We start from the raw sequence: 13,704 nt of genomic DNA on the forward strand, positions 1-13,704 counted from the left end.
GCGCCGCTGGCGCTCGCCCTTTGTGAAACCACTCAATCTGGAATGGTCCGCGCGTAGCCCTCGGTCGACAAATCGCGCAATTCCTTGAGCATCTCAACAAACCCAGCCACCTGATGCGCACAGGTGGCAGCGCCTTTTTCAGCCGTCGCCAAATGCGCCTCGCCCACCGTGCCTTTCGGGTTCAAATCCTTCGATACCCACGCGAGGTTCACCGGACCAATCGGAGAAATCGGCGCGGTCTCAGCCGTTGAGCGGAAATCCTCGGCCTTCTCCATATCCACCAGATGCGGTTTGAAATGTAGCATCAAGGAGGTCTCAAGATCGCCGCCATGGATGCCGTAGGTGCTCTCTTGCGCGCTATACATGCCCTCGGGTTTGCCGAAATTGCCCCATTGGCATTTCACGACCATCATGCCCGCTTGCACCCTGAGCTCACGCCCCAGAATGGAAATCAGGTCGAGATTGCCGCCATGGGAGTTGACGATCACCATCTTCTTGAGGCCGGCGCGAGCGACCGAAAGCCCGATCTCAGTCCAGGCGTCGAGCGCGGTCTTGGCCGTGTAGGTCAGCGTGCCTTTGGCGTGGATGTGCTCGTTCGATTTGCCAACCGCCTGCACCGGCAGGATCAGGATGTCGAGATCGTCGGGGCAGGTGGCGCGCAACTCGGCCAGCATGCCCTCGTTGATGTAGGTGTCCACGCCCACCGGCAGGTGTGGCCCATGCTGTTCCACGGCTGCCGTGGGCAGAATGACGATGGTTTTTTCGGGGTCGAAGTCGGCGAATTCCGTGGTGCGGAACTCGGCCCAATCAAAGCGTCTCATTTTACGTCCTTCGGAGTGTAGGTCGCGTCCAGCCGCGACCGCAGATAATCGGCGCCGGTGACGGCGGGGTATTTGGCCTCGCCCGTGCCCGGCAGGGCGGCAATCACGCTGTCGGGGTTCGGGTCGAGGAAAAAGGCGATGGAGCGGCGGGCAGTTTTCGGCGGCAGCACCCGGTGCGGGGTCGAGACGTAAATGTCATTCGACCAACGCATCAGACAGTCGCCGATGTTGACCACATAGGCCCCCGGCACATGCGGCACGTCGATCCAGTCGCCGCCGCGCGGTTTGACTTGCAGGCCGCCGACACCGTCGGTCATGAGCATGGTGACGGAGCCGTAATCCGTATGCGCCCCCGCGCCGATGCCTTCTCCGTCGGGCGCCGCCGGATAGGAGAGAACACGGAGCGTCGCCATCGGTTCGGTGAAGTGCGGCGGGAAGTAGCCTTCGGGCAGGTTCAGATCCATCTCGAACGCACGGTGCAGCGCGACCGAGAGGTGCAGCACGGCGTCATAATAGTCGAGCATGGTATCGCGAAAGCCCGGCACGTCAGGCCAGACATTCACGCCACGAAACGGCTCACCCGCCAGCACACGCGGATCGTCTGCGGGCAGGTCAAAGCCCACATTGAAGGCCTCTTTACGGTCCATCTGGCCGGATTTTTCGTCCAAAGCTTCAGAGCCCTGACAGGCCCAGCCCCGGTTGTGCGGGTTGTTGCGAATGTCGATTTTCGCTTTTCTCGCCACGGGCAGCGCGAAGAATGCGTCCCCCTTGGCGAAAACATCCGCGATCAGGTCGTCGGGGATGCCGTGGTTTGAGACGAGGAAAAACCCGGTGTCGCGGCAGGCACGCCCGAGGTCCCGCACAAAGCCGACAACATCGGATCCTGTGGCAAAGCGTTGCCAGTCGAGAACGGGAATGTCCATTTACCCCTCCTTCGGCGCAGGCGCCGCGATCAATTTATCCAGTCGCTTCTGCACCCGCGTGAGGTGCTTGGCGCGGCTTTCCGGTGTCGAGCTGTCCATCAGAAAATGCGCAGCAAAGGCGGTTTTGCAACGCTTGGCCAAGATCACCCGAAGCCCACGCATCAGCGTGCGTTTGCCTGGCGCGCCGACAAAGAACGTCAGCCAGCGCGAGGCACCGCAGGTGGTAAAGACCCCTAGCTTGGTGATGTGGGTCAGACCAGGCTTGATGTCCTCACCCTCTTTTTGCGGCATTATGAAGGCCACGCCCGAGACCATGGTGCGGTCAAGCCAGCCCTTGAGCATCGCGGGCAACCCATACCACCAAGTCGGATAGACGAAGATCAGGCTGTCGCACCACTCAAGGTCGGTGCAGTCGCGGTCCACCAGGACGCGATTTTCCGGCACGTTTTCGTATATTTCGTGTTCGTGCGCGGAGAGCACCGGATCGAAGCCCTCGGCATAGAGATCGCGCAGGCGGTAGTCGACGCCTGCGGTCTCAAGGCGCGCGACCACGAGGTCACGGATGCCGCGGTTAAACGAGGTCTCGCGCGGGTGACAATAGACGACGAGGGCGCGTTGCATCACATCATCTCCATCTCGCGCCGCACCCGTTCAAGATGCTCTTTGAGTTTCGGCTCTTCGTTGCGGTTCATGTCGTAGCAGGCGATATATTTCTTCTTCGGCATGCCACAGGCGTACCACACCGGCCGTGTGACGCATTTGCGCGGCGGATCGCCGTTCATCATCGCGCGCCAGCGTGTGCCGCCATAGGTCGTGCAGGCGTAGAGCTTTTTGATATTGGTGAGCCCCGGACGCACCTTGCCGTCTTTCAGTTTGAACGACACACCGGGAAGGAAAATCCTGTCGAGAAAGCCCTTGAGGATCGCTGGATAGCCGAAATTCCACACCGGGAAGACCATCACCAGCGCGTCGGCGGCCTGAAGCCGCTCGACGTATTCGCGCACTGGTTCGATATTGGCGGGCTCGTCGTGATAGCCGCGACGGTCCTCCATCGTGAGCACCGGTTGAAAGCCCTCGACGTTGAGATCGCAGTCATCAACCTCCCAGCCGGATTTGGTGAGCGTCTCCACGACCACCTCATGCACCGCCGCGTTAAAGCTTTCCGGGCATGGGTGGGCGTAGAGGACGAGGACGCGGCCCTTCGAGGCGGTCGAACTCATTCTGCCACCTCGGGCTTCGGGGTGATCTTGGCGTAGGAATACATCTCCGCATAGTCGAAGTCCGGCTCATCCCAAGCAATCATCTTGCCGGGGTTGAGCAAGCCCTTCGGGTCCGCCTCGCGTTTGAAATCGAGCTGGCGTTTGTCCGTGGACTGACGCCCGCCTTCTTCCAAGGTGTAGCGATGCGGGTTGAAGATCATGCACTCCATTGCCTCGTGTTTGGCGACCAGATCGTCGAGCTGGGCTTTGTCTTTCGGGAAGACAATCGGCAGTCCGGCAAAGGAAATCCCGGCGCCCTCGCGCATGACTTCGAGGTGCATGTAGAGATCGTCTTTGAACGCGTCATAGGCGCGCATGACTTTTTCGATGTCCCCGCCATAGCGGACCTGAAGATAGGTCAGGTCTTTCTCGAATTTGAGCGCCCGCAGCGTGGTGTGGTTCCAGCCATATTCATAGACCGGGCCGGGGTGGCGATCCCATTGCACATCATCAGAGCGGTAGATCACTTCGGCGCCCTCGTAGCGGTCCAGAAGCGTCTGGAAGCCCGCCATGGATTGCGGCGCGACCATGAGGCCGCAGAGGTGGTCGTTCTCGGTGACATGGGCCTTCACGCGCTGGAAATATTTATGCGCGATGGGGGCGGCGTAGACGGAGGCGAGCTTGATCAGGATACCCGGCTCGGAGGTCAGAGCACCGGCGAACTCGGTCGCCATGCGGAAGGTGTCAAAGCGCACGAACATTTCAACCCACTCGTAAGCGGGGGCGAGCGGCATTTCGATCTCGGTGATGATGCCGTTGGTGCCGTAAGCATGCGAGACGCGGTGCAGCTCCTCGCCGGTGAACTCCAGCGCGCGGGGCTCGGCCTCCATGGTGATCACCCGCAGGCGGTCGATGTTGCCGAGATCTCGCAAAGCGCCCCAATTGGCCGACCCGACCCCGCCGGAGCCGCCCGCGATGAAACCGCCAAGCGAGGCCTGCGAATAGGTCGAGGGGAACATGCGCAGTTCCTGACCGGACTTTTCTTTTAGCTCGGCGTCCATCTCCTTGATGATGATGCCGGGTTCAGCGACGACATAGCCCGCGCCGATCTCTTTGATCTTGTTCATCTTTGTCAGATGCATGACACAGCCGCCCGCGAGCGGCATGGCTTGTCCGTAGTTGCCGGTGCCGCCGCCGCGACAGGTGACGGGGACGTCATGTTCGTAACAGGTCTTGAGCACCTCAATCACCTCGGCCTCGGAGGTCGGGTTGACCACGAAATCAGCCTGAAGGTGGTCCATCTCGGCCTTCAAGACCGGCGAATACCAAAAGAAGTCGCGCGATTTGTTGCGGACGGTGGCGGGGTTTTCTTCGATGTCCAGATGGGACAGGGCGGCCATGGCCGCAGCGATATTGGGGGCGATATTGTCTGTCATGATCTTAGCTCACGATGTCATCAAGTTCGGAATAAGAGGGCAGGGCACGGTCGATGGGATCTCCGTCCCTCAGCACCACCCTGTCGGATTGCGGCCGGGCGAAGAGCTCGGTCCAGCCGCGTGCGTTGCAAATGACCAGATCGGCAGGCGCGCCCACCGTCAGGCTCGGGGTGTCAAACCCACAGGCCGTCGCCGGATTGGTCAGAAAGGCGTTCACCCAAGGCACATCCGTGTGGTCGAGGTGGCAAATCCGCGTCGCCTCGCGCATCACCTCGATCATGTCCAGATCGCCATAGGCGTAGAACGGATCGCGGGTGTTGTCCGAGGCAAAGGACACATTGACCCCCGCTGCGTTCAGCTCATGCGCCATGGTCACACCGCGCCAGCGCGGCGTGCGGCCTTTGTATCGGTCTTGCAGATACATGTTGCACATCGGCAGGGAGACGACGTTGAGACCGGCCTTGGCGACGAGCGTGATGATCTCGTCGGCGGTTTCTTCCGTCATCACCGAAATGGAACAGCAATGGCCTACGGTGACGCGGTTCTTGAACCCCAGCTCGATCACGGTCTCCGCAATTGTGCGCAGCGTGTCGGAGGTCGGATCGTCGGTCTCGTCCACATGGAAATCGACGTCGAGATCATACATCACCGCGAAGTAAAAGAAGTCCAACAGCCGCTCTTTCAAATCCGGCACCGGGTAGGTGACAGAGCCGAGGATCTGCCCGGCGTCGGCGACGATTTTCGCAATCGCAGGGAAGTCGCCCTGATCCTTGAAAATCTTGTCGACGGCGACGAGGCAAGACGCCTGAAGCTCGATCTTTCCGGCCCATTTGTCTTGCATCCGTTTGACCACACCAAAAGACGAAGACGCTAGCGCATCAAGGCTGTCGATATGGGTGCGGATCGCTTTGGTGCCATGGGCATAGGCGCAGCGCAGCGCGAAATCCATCCGCGCTTCGACGTCCGACGCCGTCCAATTGGCGTGGTCCGCATGGACGGTCTCCAAAGCCCCCATGAAGGAGCCATCAGGGTTCGAGGCGCGTGGCCAGATGTGACCCTTGTCGAGATGTGTGTGCATGTCGACGAAGGCCGGAAAGACCATCGCGCCTTTCATATCGATCACGGTTTCGACCGGTTGCCCAGCGTCCGTTTGCGTGATCTTTCCATTTGTGATCGTGAGATCGGTGGTGATGAGGTCCCCGGATTGGCCGATGAGGCTGGCCGGGACCGTGACATTTCGAAGTGTCTTCGCGCCGCTGGGCAGAACGCAAAAGCTCATATAAGTCCTTATGACTCCCGTTTGATCGCACTTTCGTGCCATTTGTGCAGCAACGCGTGGGATAGCAAAGAGGCTGCGGTGAAGATCACGACACCTGTCGCCGCGATCAGAAGAAGGGCCGCGAACATGCGCGGAATGTTGAGGCGGTAACCTGCCTCAAGGATGCGGAACGCGAGCCCCGATCCGATGCCACCTGTGCCGGCGACATATTCGGCCACCACAGCCCCGATCAGGGACAGACCACCGGCAATACGAAGCCCGCCCAAGAAATAGGGTAGAGCGGTCGGCAGTTGCAAATAGCGCAGCCGTTGCCACCGCGTGGCGCCGTAGATTTTGTAGAGATCGCGCAGGTTGTGGTCGGTCGAGTTGAGGCCAAGCGTGGTGTTCGACAGGATCGGGAAAAACGCCACGATCCAGGCACAGAGCAAAAGCCCCGCGATCCGGCTGTCGACATAGATGAAGATCAGGGGCGCAATCGAGACCACCGGCGTCACCTGCAAGATGACGGCGAAGGGGTAGAACGACATCTCGAAGTAGCGCGACTGGGTGAAGAGGATCGCAAGGCCAACGCCGCCGACCACCGCGACCGCCAAAGCCGCGAGCGTGATTTTGAGCGTCACAATCAGCGCGTCCGACAACATGCCCCAGTCCTGAATCAATGTCTCAAGCACCAATCCCGGCCCCGGAAGGATGTAATGCGGAATGTCGTTCCACACCACCATGCGGTCCCAGAGGAAAACCGCCAGTGCGATCACCACCACGGGCAAGAGCCATTTGGCGATCTTTTCGCGCTTTTCTGCGCGGGCGTAGCGGAGTTCTTCTTCGTCTACGATTGCAGCGGTGTTCATATCGGTCGTGCTCATGCCGAGGCCCTCGCGCCATGTTCGTTCATTGCGCCGTGCAGCGCGTCGGAGGCTTTGCGGCAGAGCTCCGCGTAGTCTGCGGAGGTGCGGAATTCCTCGGTGCGCGGGTAGGGCGCATCGACGGTGACTTCGGACGACACCCGCCCGGGACGCGCTGCCATGACGACGATGCGGTCGGACAGGAAGACGCTCTCAAACACCGAGTGGGTGACGAAAATCACCGTGCATTTCAATTTGTCACGAAGCTCCAAAAGGTCGTTGTTCAGCTTGTGCCGGGTGATCTCGTCCAAGGCCGCGAAAGGTTCGTCCATCAGGATCAGCCGCGGTTCGGTCACCAGAGAGCGTGCGATAGAGACGCGCATCTTCATGCCGCCGGACAGTTCGCGCGGGTAGCTTTTTTGGAACTTCTCCAAGCCCACCATTTTGAGCGCCCACATGATTTCGTCCTGCACATCGGCCAAAGATTTGCCGCGCAGGCGGAAGGGCAGCCAGACGTTCTGTTCGACCGTGGCCCAAGGCATCAGCGTCGGTTCCTGAAACACCACGCCCAGATCACCGGTCTTCTGCCCGCCTTCCCAGTTGATATGCCCGGAGGTCGGGCGCATGAGACCAGAAATCAGCCGAAGCGCGGTGGATTTGCCACAACCCGACGGCCCCAAAAGCGAAATGAAATCGCCTTGGTTCACGGTCAGGTTCATATCCTTGAGCGCCACGACATTGCCGCCGAAGACCTTGTCCACATTGGACATCTCCAACAGTTTGTCGCGCTGGCCCATTGGCGGAATGGAGGAAGGGAGGGTCATGTGCGTCTTTCGAAATCAAAGGAGGCGAGGGCGGTGAAAAGCGTGATCCGCCCTCGCTATGTCTTTGGGAACGGGCCTTATTTCAGGTCCATGCCGACTTTCTGGTTGGTGAAGTCAAGCGTGTAGGCGGCGGAGTAATCCAGACCTGCTTCGATCACACCGGCGTCGACCATTTTGTTGTAGAAATCCGCGATCTTCTCGTCGGTCATCGCCCCGATGCCCAGCTCAAGCGCGTCGCCGCTGTCGACGATGCCTTCGGATTTCATCTTCTCGATGGCGAAGTCAATCTTGTCCTGCGTCATGTCCGGGTTGTCGGCCATGATCATCTCGTTGGCGGCGGAGTTGTCGTTATAGAGGTAGTTGTACCAACCCTTAGCCGAGCCATCGACGAAACATTTTACCGCTTCCGGGCTCTCGTCGATGGTCTTTTGCATGGTCTCGATCGTGGTCGCATAGGTGGAATAGCCGGCGTCCGCGATCAGGAAGACGTCTGGTGTAAACCCGCCCTCTTTCTCGATCACATAGGGCTCCGACGACAGGTAGCCCTGCATGGATTTCAGCTCATCGGCGAGGAAGGGCGCCGGGTTGAATGTGTAGGGTTCGCGTTGCTCGACGGTGAAGCCATAGGCGGCGATCATCCACTGATAGTAGGAGGCAAAGCCGTTGTCGCCGATCAAAAGCGTGGTTTTCTTCAGGTCTTCAAAGCTCTCTGCCACGCCGGGATGCGCGATGATCACCTGCGGGTGTTTCTGGAAGGTGGCGGCCACGGCCACGACCGGAATGCCCTCTTTGGCGGCGTTGAAGGCCTGCAACAGATCGCCGCCCATGTGGAACTGAATGCGATCCGCCATCATCAGCGCGCGGTTGTTCACCTGCGGGCCGCCGGGCTGAATGGTGACGTCGAGGCCGCATTCCGCATAGGTGCCGTCGGCCACAGCTTGGTAGTAGCCGCCGTGTTCGGCCTGAGCCAACCAGTTGGTGCCGAAGGAAACGGGCGTGAGGTCCGAAGCAAGCGCAGCGGTGGACGTGGTCGCGGCAAGGGTCAAGCCCGCGAGGACGCGTGTCATGGTCATGTAAATTCTCCGTGGGTGAAATTCCGACACCCACGTTAGTGAGCCTCTTGTGCGGAGAGCAGCAGGCGCGGGGCGGGTTCTTGTGCACAATCTGCAAATGCCAAAATAGAGGGCAGATTTCTGGCCGATTGGTCAAATTTCAGGCGATGGGCGGCAATATCGGATGCGGTGTTGTACACAATAGCGGCGTATCGCTGTGAAGAATGGCATCACAAAACGGCCTTTCTGGCGAATCTGACAGAGACTCATCCCCGGAGCATTCCATGCACAAATCCCTGACCCCATCCTCCATCGCCGCGCCGTTTGGCGCCTATTCGCATGGCATCGCCTCAGTGCCCGCGGGCCGGGTTGTCGTGACGTCGGGTCAACTGGGTCTGGCACCTGATGGCACCTGTCCAGAGGGCATCAAAGCCCAAGCAGAACAGTGTTTCGCCAATATCGACGCGATTTTGCAGGAGGCGGGCGTGGGGCGTGACACAGTGGTGCGTGTGAGTGGCTTCGTCACACGGCGAGAGGACTTCCCAACCTACATGGCGGTGCGCGATGCCTGGTTGAAAGATCTGTCGGTCAAACCTGCCTCGACGCTTCTGATCGTCACGGGGTTCACCCGCGAGGAGTTCAAGGTTGAGGTCGAGGTGACGGCAGTCGCGCCTGCTTAATTTGCAACCATAGCGCGTGCCTGTTTTTTCGGCTTTCGCGCAGTTCAGCCTTTGAAATCCGGGTTCGGGAACGGATTTGACCAAGCCCGCTTGCCCGCCCGATCCATCACGGTGACACGCAACCACGGGCTTTTGTGGAACCGCATCAAAGGCACCTCGGCGCGGGTGAGGCTTTCGCCATGGACCGCCACCGCTGCAGAGCCGTGGCCTTGCACGATGACTGAAGAGACCGCGCTGCACTCGACAGTCACGGCCTTCTCCGTCACTTCGATCTGACGCAACTCCGGCCCTTGAGAACTATAAAAGTCGCCGCGTTTGAGCGCTTCCAACAGGGCCTCGGGGGTGAGTGTTTCCGCTTTGACCATGACCCAGCCGCCGAAGTGATCGGGTTCGTTGAAATGCGCGTCATCCGTGGCGATCACCGTCAGATCCCGGCCCTCGGAGAGCAACAGATCGGCATAAAACGCCCCATCCGCCCGGTCACAGCCCATGGCACAGCCGTGGTTGTAAATCTCGACCGCATGGGCGGCCTCAATCGAGCGCGCGTCGGCAAGGCTCATCCCCGACCATTGCGGGTGCGCAACGGCGACGAAAGCGCCCGCGTCGCGCGCCCGCTGCGCCAGTTCCGCACCAGTTTCCTGCCCTTCGACGGGGACAAAGGCCGGGGAGTGCGAGGCTGCAAAATCTAAAGGCAGCCCGACCGCGAGAATATGCCACAACTCGCCATTCTCCATCGCGCCGGAATGCAGTTCGGCGCCGAAAATGGTGGTAAAATCCTCGTCCCGAAAATCCGTCGTGTCCACCAGAGGATAGTCATAGAGGCCGACGAAATGGTCCGTCAGGGCGATGAAATCATAGCCTTCCGCCTTATAGCGACGACAAACCTCGGCAGGGTCCAGCGCGCCGTCCGAGCGGTCTGAATGTGTGTGTAGATTGCCGCGATAGAAACGGCCGGGGGCGGTGAAGGCGGATGGGATCATGGCTGGCTCCATAGGTCATGCGCGAGGGTCTACGCACCGCGCGTGACATCACCGTGACAGAGTAGCTAAACGCCGAGATCCGTCATGGAGCCAGAGGCCAAAAATACTGGGGTCAGAGTTTGACGCTCATACGTTTCAGCACGGGTTTCCATTGCTCTTTCATCGGCGCGTATTTCGCCTGAGACTGATCGAAAATCGACAGGCCCTCGCGTGCGAGATCGACATAGGCGGCGCGTTCGGAAATCATCGTGACGATCTCCTGCCCGTTGGCTTCGAGAAACTCCTTGAGCAACCGCCCATCCTTGCGCCGCGGGTCGATACGCGAGCCGATGGGCAGGATGTCGACCTTTTCCTTACGGATGCGTTTCAGATCGCGGAGCGTTTTCAGAAAGCCCTTCACCGCTAGCTCGTCGAACATCGACGGCATCACGGGGGTGACCATGAAATCGGCCTCTTTCAGAAAGGGTTTGGCGTCATCCGCCTCAAGCCCCGCGCCGCTGTCGATCACCAGCCATTCGGTCTTTCTCGGCACCGAAGGCCGCGCACCGCTTGATCCTTGGCCGGACCAGTTGAGCACCGGGATATGCGCGGCATAGGCCGAGCGCCGTTTGCCCCACATCCGAGCGGATTGCTGCGGATCGGCATCGGCCAGCGCGACCTTGCACCCGGCGGCTTTCAGGGCCGCCGCGAGTGTGATCGCTGTCATCGTCTTGCCGGAGCCACCTTTGCTGTTGGCGACGAGTAGCGTCTTCACGGCTTACGATCCTTTCTTGGAATTCTTCTTGAGGAATTTACGGATGTGGTCGCGCAATTCACGCGAGGCGGAGGTGTCCATATCCTCGCAAAGCGCCACGAAATCATCTCGATCCGCCTTGGGCAGTCGAATGATCAGGGTGCTGTCTTTCTTGTTCTTTGGCGACATGTTCACGTCCTGTTTTGCCTATACGCCGTATATACGCTTCAAAGCAGGGGTCAAGAGCGGCACAGAGCTTTTCTGCGCAAATTTTCCGGTCTTTTTCGCAGCTTACAGAGGTGTGAATCGGCTGCGCGACTGAGCCAAAAAAATCAATAAGACATTGGTCTTGGTTCATACCCCATCCGAGCGTAGCACCTCGTCATAGATTTTCTCAAGGTCTTCGTGTTGCGGGGCGTCCTCATCGGCCAGAAAGCGGCACGCCTCTGTCAACGGTGCCTCGGGTGCGTCGGTTCTTTTTGCGGAAAAACATACCCTTGGGGCGGAAAGCCTGTTTCCGCAGGGCCGGGAAACGGGTTAGGACGAAAGCACCCAGTTTTTCCGAACTCAGAAAGGCCGACCATGACTCAAGCCGCCATCCTCGTCTCCGCTCCTTATTTTTCTGACGACGAACGTGCCCGGATCGAGAGCGTGGGGCCTGTGGTCTATGCTGGCACGCCCGCGGAGCGTGCCGCTTTGCCCGAAGATGTGCGTGCCGCCGTGCGCGCGATCGCCAACAAGGGGCACAAAGCCATCGACGGTGCCCAGATGGATCTTTTCCCGAACCTCGAGATCATCGCGCAGTTTGGCGTCGGCTATGACGCGATTGATGTCGCCGCGGCGACCGAGCGGGGCATTCGTGTCACCAACACCCCTGACGTGCTGAACGAAGATGTGGCCGATCTGGCGCTGGCGATGATGCTCGCTTGGTCACGCGAGATCGTCAAAGGCGATGGTTGGGTGCGGAATGGCACTTGGGGCAAGGGCAAGGAATTGCCGCTCAATCGCAAAATGTCGGGCGCGCCTGTCGGGATTGCGGGCATGGGGCGGATCGGGCGCGCCATCGCGGACCGTTGCGCCGCTTTCGGCATGCCTGTGCATTACACCTCGCGCACGGAAAAGGAGACGCCAGCGGGTTGGACCTATCACGGCGAGGATGTGGTGGCCTTGGCCGAGGCGGTCGACTGGATGGTCGTGGCCGTGGTGGGCGGCGATCACACCAAGGGCTATCTGTCGCGTGAGGCGATCCAGGCGCTTGGCCCGCGTGGTGTCGTGATCAACATCGCGCGTGGCACTTGCGTGGATGAAGAGGCACTTATCGAGGCGCTCGAAGCGGGTGACATCGCGGGGGCGGGGCTTGATGTGTTCTATGGTGAGCCGCATGTGAACCCGCGTCTCATCGCGCTGCCGAATGTGCTTTTGCAGCCGCATCAGGCGTCGTCCACCGCGGAAACCCGTCGGGATATGTCCATCGCACAATGCGCCAATCTGGCCGCTTATTTCGACGGTGCACCGCTGCCGACGCCGGTCAATTAAGGGGCTCACGCTGAGCGATTTATGCAGGGGCGGGCCATGGCAAAAGACCCACACCCCGACTTTGTTGTGCGAAATTTGAACAAAAACCTGTTTCACAGCGTTTCACAAAGGGCTTTAAGTGGCCGGTAAGTGTGAGAAGAACGCGAAAGGACGCAGGTCGATGAAATATGTGCTCTTGGTGGGGGGGCTTTTGGCCTTGGCGGGGTGTGAGACCCCTGTGACAACCGAAGGCTATCTTCAGGAACTTCCCGAAGGCCTGACGGAGGTCGTCGCACCAAACCAGAACCTGGCGACCGTGCAGATCAATCCGGAAGATGGCTGCTACTGGTATCGCCATGACGGGCCGGTCGAGACGACCATGTTGCCGCTGCGGGCGAACAACGGTCGCCCGATTTGCACCAGGGCGCCGGCAACGCTCGAAACTGCGATGTAATTAAGAAAGGCAGGCTCTAGGGCCTGCCTTTTTTCTATCTAGTGTGGCGCGGTGTCCGATTAGCTGGTTGCGGTCACGTATTGCTCCGCTGGATAGAGATGTGCGGTCACCCCGGTGTTCGCGCGTTCGTAGAGATCAATGACATGCGCCATTACCATACGCACGCAGCCTGAGCTGGCGCGGGTGCCGATGGACCGCGGGTAGGGCGTGCCGTGGATGCGCAGGTAGGTGTCGCGGTTGCCCACGTAGAGATAAAGCGCGCGGGAGCCCAAAGCGTTGCGCGGGCCCGGATCCATGCCGTCGGCATATTGCGCATAGGTTTCCGGTTCGCGCTCGATCATCGCGGGCGTCGGCGTCCAGGTCGGCCATTTCGCTTTTCGACGGACCGAGTAGGTGCCGGGGGTGTAAAGACCGTCCCGCCCGATCGCCACGCCATAGCGCATTGCGGTGCCGCCTTCTTCGACGAGATAGAGATAGCGCGCGACGGCATCGACATGGATGTCGCCCGCTCTGAGGCCATCTTTCGCCTCGACCCGACGCGGCAGGAAGCGGCTGTGAAGGCCCCAAGGGTTGGTGGTCTCAAGGTTGAAATTCGCAGGCGTCACCTGAGCGTCCCAGCGGTCCCAATCGCTTTTCGTGGCGGCCATGGCAGGTGTGCCAGCCACCGTCCCGAGCGCAGTCGCGGAAAACAGCGCGGTGGAGGTCTGGATGAAATGGCGACGGGTTAACATGGCGGAATCCTTTACGACTGAGCAGAGCGAAGTGTTGGGTGAGGTGGCAGCCTCATTTATGATCTTCCTAGGCTAAACCCATAAAAACGCAAGCTGTTCCCACGGGGGAGTCACTTTTACGTGTAGATTTTCTGTGCTTATGCCTGATCGATGACCGATTTTACGCGATATGCGGAGTCTGAAATCTGAAGGAGAGTTGGCGCAAAAAGGTGCCATGAGACGCGGCTTTGGAGCA

General features: G+C 59.9%; 16 protein-coding genes. 3 read left to right on the forward strand and 13 right to left on the reverse strand.

Features of this window, described 5'->3' with window-relative positions; all coding sequences use genetic code 11:
* Positions 1-32 precede the first annotated feature (32 nt).
* The 9 genes from J5Y17_RS04580 to J5Y17_RS04620 all read right to left on the reverse strand — a co-directional run bounded on the left by J5Y17_RS04580 (position 33) and on the right by J5Y17_RS04620 (position 8,397).
* Positions 33-821 carry a creatininase family protein gene (locus J5Y17_RS04580; RefSeq protein ID WP_219784016.1) on the reverse strand — a complete coding sequence of 263 codons (789 nt, stop codon included), beginning with the start codon at positions 819-821 and terminating at the stop codon, positions 33-35.
* Positions 818-1,744 (reverse strand): isopenicillin N synthase family oxygenase, encoded by a 927-nt coding sequence (locus tag J5Y17_RS04585; protein ID WP_219784017.1) that lies wholly within the window; start codon positions 1,742-1,744, stop codon positions 818-820. Before J5Y17_RS04585 ends, J5Y17_RS04580 begins: the two co-directional genes overlap by 4 nt.
* Positions 1,745-2,365 (reverse strand): NAD(P)H-dependent oxidoreductase, encoded by a 621-nt coding sequence (locus J5Y17_RS04590; protein ID WP_219784018.1) that lies wholly within the window; start codon positions 2,363-2,365, stop codon positions 1,745-1,747.
* Positions 2,365-2,964: an NAD(P)H-dependent oxidoreductase gene (locus J5Y17_RS04595; RefSeq protein ID WP_219784019.1), complete on the reverse strand. Its 600-nt coding sequence runs from the start codon at positions 2,962-2,964 to the stop codon at positions 2,365-2,367. The genes J5Y17_RS04590 and J5Y17_RS04595 overlap by 1 nt, the downstream gene beginning before the upstream one ends.
* Positions 2,961-4,379, reverse strand: a complete 1,419-nt coding sequence (locus J5Y17_RS04600; protein ID WP_219784020.1) for an FAD-binding oxidoreductase — start codon at positions 4,377-4,379, stop codon at positions 2,961-2,963. The genes J5Y17_RS04595 and J5Y17_RS04600 overlap by 4 nt, the downstream gene beginning before the upstream one ends.
* A gap of 4 nt (positions 4,380-4,383) precedes the next feature.
* Complete coding sequence (locus J5Y17_RS04605) at positions 4,384-5,658, reverse strand: cytosine deaminase (RefSeq protein ID WP_219784021.1); 1,275 nt, start codon at positions 5,656-5,658, stop codon at positions 4,384-4,386.
* Between the two features lie 8 nt (positions 5,659-5,666).
* Entirely contained in the window at positions 5,667-6,521 is an 855-nt protein-coding gene (locus tag J5Y17_RS04610; RefSeq protein ID WP_219784022.1) for an ABC transporter permease, read from the reverse strand.
* On the reverse strand, positions 6,518-7,324 hold the full coding sequence (locus tag J5Y17_RS04615) for an ABC transporter ATP-binding protein (RefSeq protein WP_255571852.1): 807 nt from the start codon (positions 7,322-7,324) through the stop codon (positions 6,518-6,520). Before J5Y17_RS04615 ends, J5Y17_RS04610 begins: the two co-directional genes overlap by 4 nt.
* Before the next feature lie 77 nt (positions 7,325-7,401).
* A complete protein-coding gene (locus tag J5Y17_RS04620) occupies positions 7,402-8,397 on the reverse strand; it encodes an ABC transporter substrate-binding protein (RefSeq protein WP_219784023.1) in 996 nt (331 codons plus the stop codon).
* 263 nt (positions 8,398-8,660) lie between these two features.
* On the opposite strand from J5Y17_RS04620, the gene J5Y17_RS04625 reads away from it, so the two are divergent.
* Positions 8,661-9,056 (forward strand): RidA family protein, encoded by a 396-nt coding sequence (locus J5Y17_RS04625; protein ID WP_219784024.1) that lies wholly within the window; start codon positions 8,661-8,663, stop codon positions 9,054-9,056.
* A gap of 44 nt (positions 9,057-9,100) precedes the next feature.
* Here J5Y17_RS04625 and J5Y17_RS04630 read toward each other — a convergent pair whose 3' ends face one another.
* The 3 genes from J5Y17_RS04630 to J5Y17_RS04640 all read right to left on the reverse strand — a co-directional run bounded on the left by J5Y17_RS04630 (position 9,101) and on the right by J5Y17_RS04640 (position 10,958).
* The gene (locus J5Y17_RS04630) at positions 9,101-10,036 is read right to left on the reverse strand and encodes a PHP domain-containing protein (RefSeq protein ID WP_219784025.1); all 936 of its coding nucleotides are present in this window, start codon (positions 10,034-10,036) and stop codon (positions 9,101-9,103) included.
* 112 nt (positions 10,037-10,148) lie between these two features.
* Complete coding sequence (locus tag J5Y17_RS04635) at positions 10,149-10,790, reverse strand: ParA family protein (protein WP_219784026.1); 642 nt, start codon at positions 10,788-10,790, stop codon at positions 10,149-10,151.
* Positions 10,791-10,793: 3 nt separating this feature from the next.
* Positions 10,794-10,958 (reverse strand): hypothetical protein, encoded by a 165-nt coding sequence (locus tag J5Y17_RS04640; protein WP_219784027.1) that lies wholly within the window; start codon positions 10,956-10,958, stop codon positions 10,794-10,796.
* A gap of 393 nt (positions 10,959-11,351) precedes the next feature.
* Here J5Y17_RS04640 and J5Y17_RS04645 point away from each other — a divergent pair, with 393 nt between their 5' ends.
* Both J5Y17_RS04645 and J5Y17_RS04650 read left to right on the forward strand, forming a co-directional pair.
* Positions 11,352-12,305: a 2-hydroxyacid dehydrogenase gene (locus J5Y17_RS04645; RefSeq protein WP_219784028.1), complete on the forward strand. Its 954-nt coding sequence runs from the start codon at positions 11,352-11,354 to the stop codon at positions 12,303-12,305.
* A gap of 160 nt (positions 12,306-12,465) precedes the next feature.
* Entirely contained in the window at positions 12,466-12,738 is a 273-nt protein-coding gene (locus J5Y17_RS04650; RefSeq protein ID WP_219784029.1) for a hypothetical protein, read from the forward strand.
* Between the two features lie 59 nt (positions 12,739-12,797).
* Here the strand turns inward: J5Y17_RS04650 and J5Y17_RS04655 are convergent, their stop codons facing one another.
* Positions 12,798-13,469 (reverse strand): L,D-transpeptidase, encoded by a 672-nt coding sequence (locus J5Y17_RS04655; RefSeq protein ID WP_219784030.1) that lies wholly within the window; start codon positions 13,467-13,469, stop codon positions 12,798-12,800.
* Positions 13,470-13,704 lie beyond the last annotated feature (235 nt).

This window comes from Celeribacter sp. PS-C1 (assembly GCF_019429625.1).
In the GTDB taxonomy this organism is placed as follows: Bacteria; Pseudomonadota; Alphaproteobacteria; order Rhodobacterales; family Rhodobacteraceae; genus Celeribacter.

Bases quoted from the DNA above. Each gene is read 5' to 3' on its own strand.
- J5Y17_RS04640 (WP_219784027.1), bottom strand. From the start codon at position 10,958: ATGTCGCCAAAGAACAAGAAAGACAGCACCCTGATCATTCGACTGCCC.
- J5Y17_RS04620 (WP_219784023.1), bottom strand. From the start codon at position 8,397: ATGACCATGACACGCGTCCTCGCGGGCTTGACCCTTGCCGCGACCACG.
- J5Y17_RS04585 (WP_219784017.1), bottom strand. From the start codon at position 1,744: ATGGACATTCCCGTTCTCGACTGGCAACGCTTTGCCACAGGATCCGAT.
- J5Y17_RS04655 (WP_219784030.1), bottom strand. From the start codon at position 13,469: ATGTTAACCCGTCGCCATTTCATCCAGACCTCCACCGCGCTGTTTTCC.
- J5Y17_RS04645 (WP_219784028.1), top strand. From the start codon at position 11,352: ATGACTCAAGCCGCCATCCTCGTCTCCGCTCCTTATTTTTCTGACGAC.
- J5Y17_RS04610 (WP_219784022.1), bottom strand. From the start codon at position 6,521: ATGAGCACGACCGATATGAACACCGCTGCAATCGTAGACGAAGAAGAA.
- J5Y17_RS04595 (WP_219784019.1), bottom strand. From the start codon at position 2,964: ATGAGTTCGACCGCCTCGAAGGGCCGCGTCCTCGTCCTCTACGCCCAC.
- J5Y17_RS04630 (WP_219784025.1), bottom strand. From the start codon at position 10,036: ATGATCCCATCCGCCTTCACCGCCCCCGGCCGTTTCTATCGCGGCAAT.
- J5Y17_RS04600 (WP_219784020.1), bottom strand. From the start codon at position 4,379: ATGACAGACAATATCGCCCCCAATATCGCTGCGGCCATGGCCGCCCTG.
- J5Y17_RS04615 (WP_255571852.1), bottom strand. From the start codon at position 7,324: ATGACCCTCCCTTCCTCCATTCCGCCAATGGGCCAGCGCGACAAACTG.
- J5Y17_RS04625 (WP_219784024.1), top strand. From the start codon at position 8,661: ATGCACAAATCCCTGACCCCATCCTCCATCGCCGCGCCGTTTGGCGCC.
- J5Y17_RS04580 (WP_219784016.1), bottom strand. From the start codon at position 821: ATGAGACGCTTTGATTGGGCCGAGTTCCGCACCACGGAATTCGCCGAC.
- J5Y17_RS04650 (WP_219784029.1), top strand. From the start codon at position 12,466: ATGAAATATGTGCTCTTGGTGGGGGGGCTTTTGGCCTTGGCGGGGTGT.
- J5Y17_RS04590 (WP_219784018.1), bottom strand. From the start codon at position 2,365: ATGCAACGCGCCCTCGTCGTCTATTGTCACCCGCGCGAGACCTCGTTT.
- J5Y17_RS04605 (WP_219784021.1), bottom strand. From the start codon at position 5,658: ATGAGCTTTTGCGTTCTGCCCAGCGGCGCGAAGACACTTCGAAATGTC.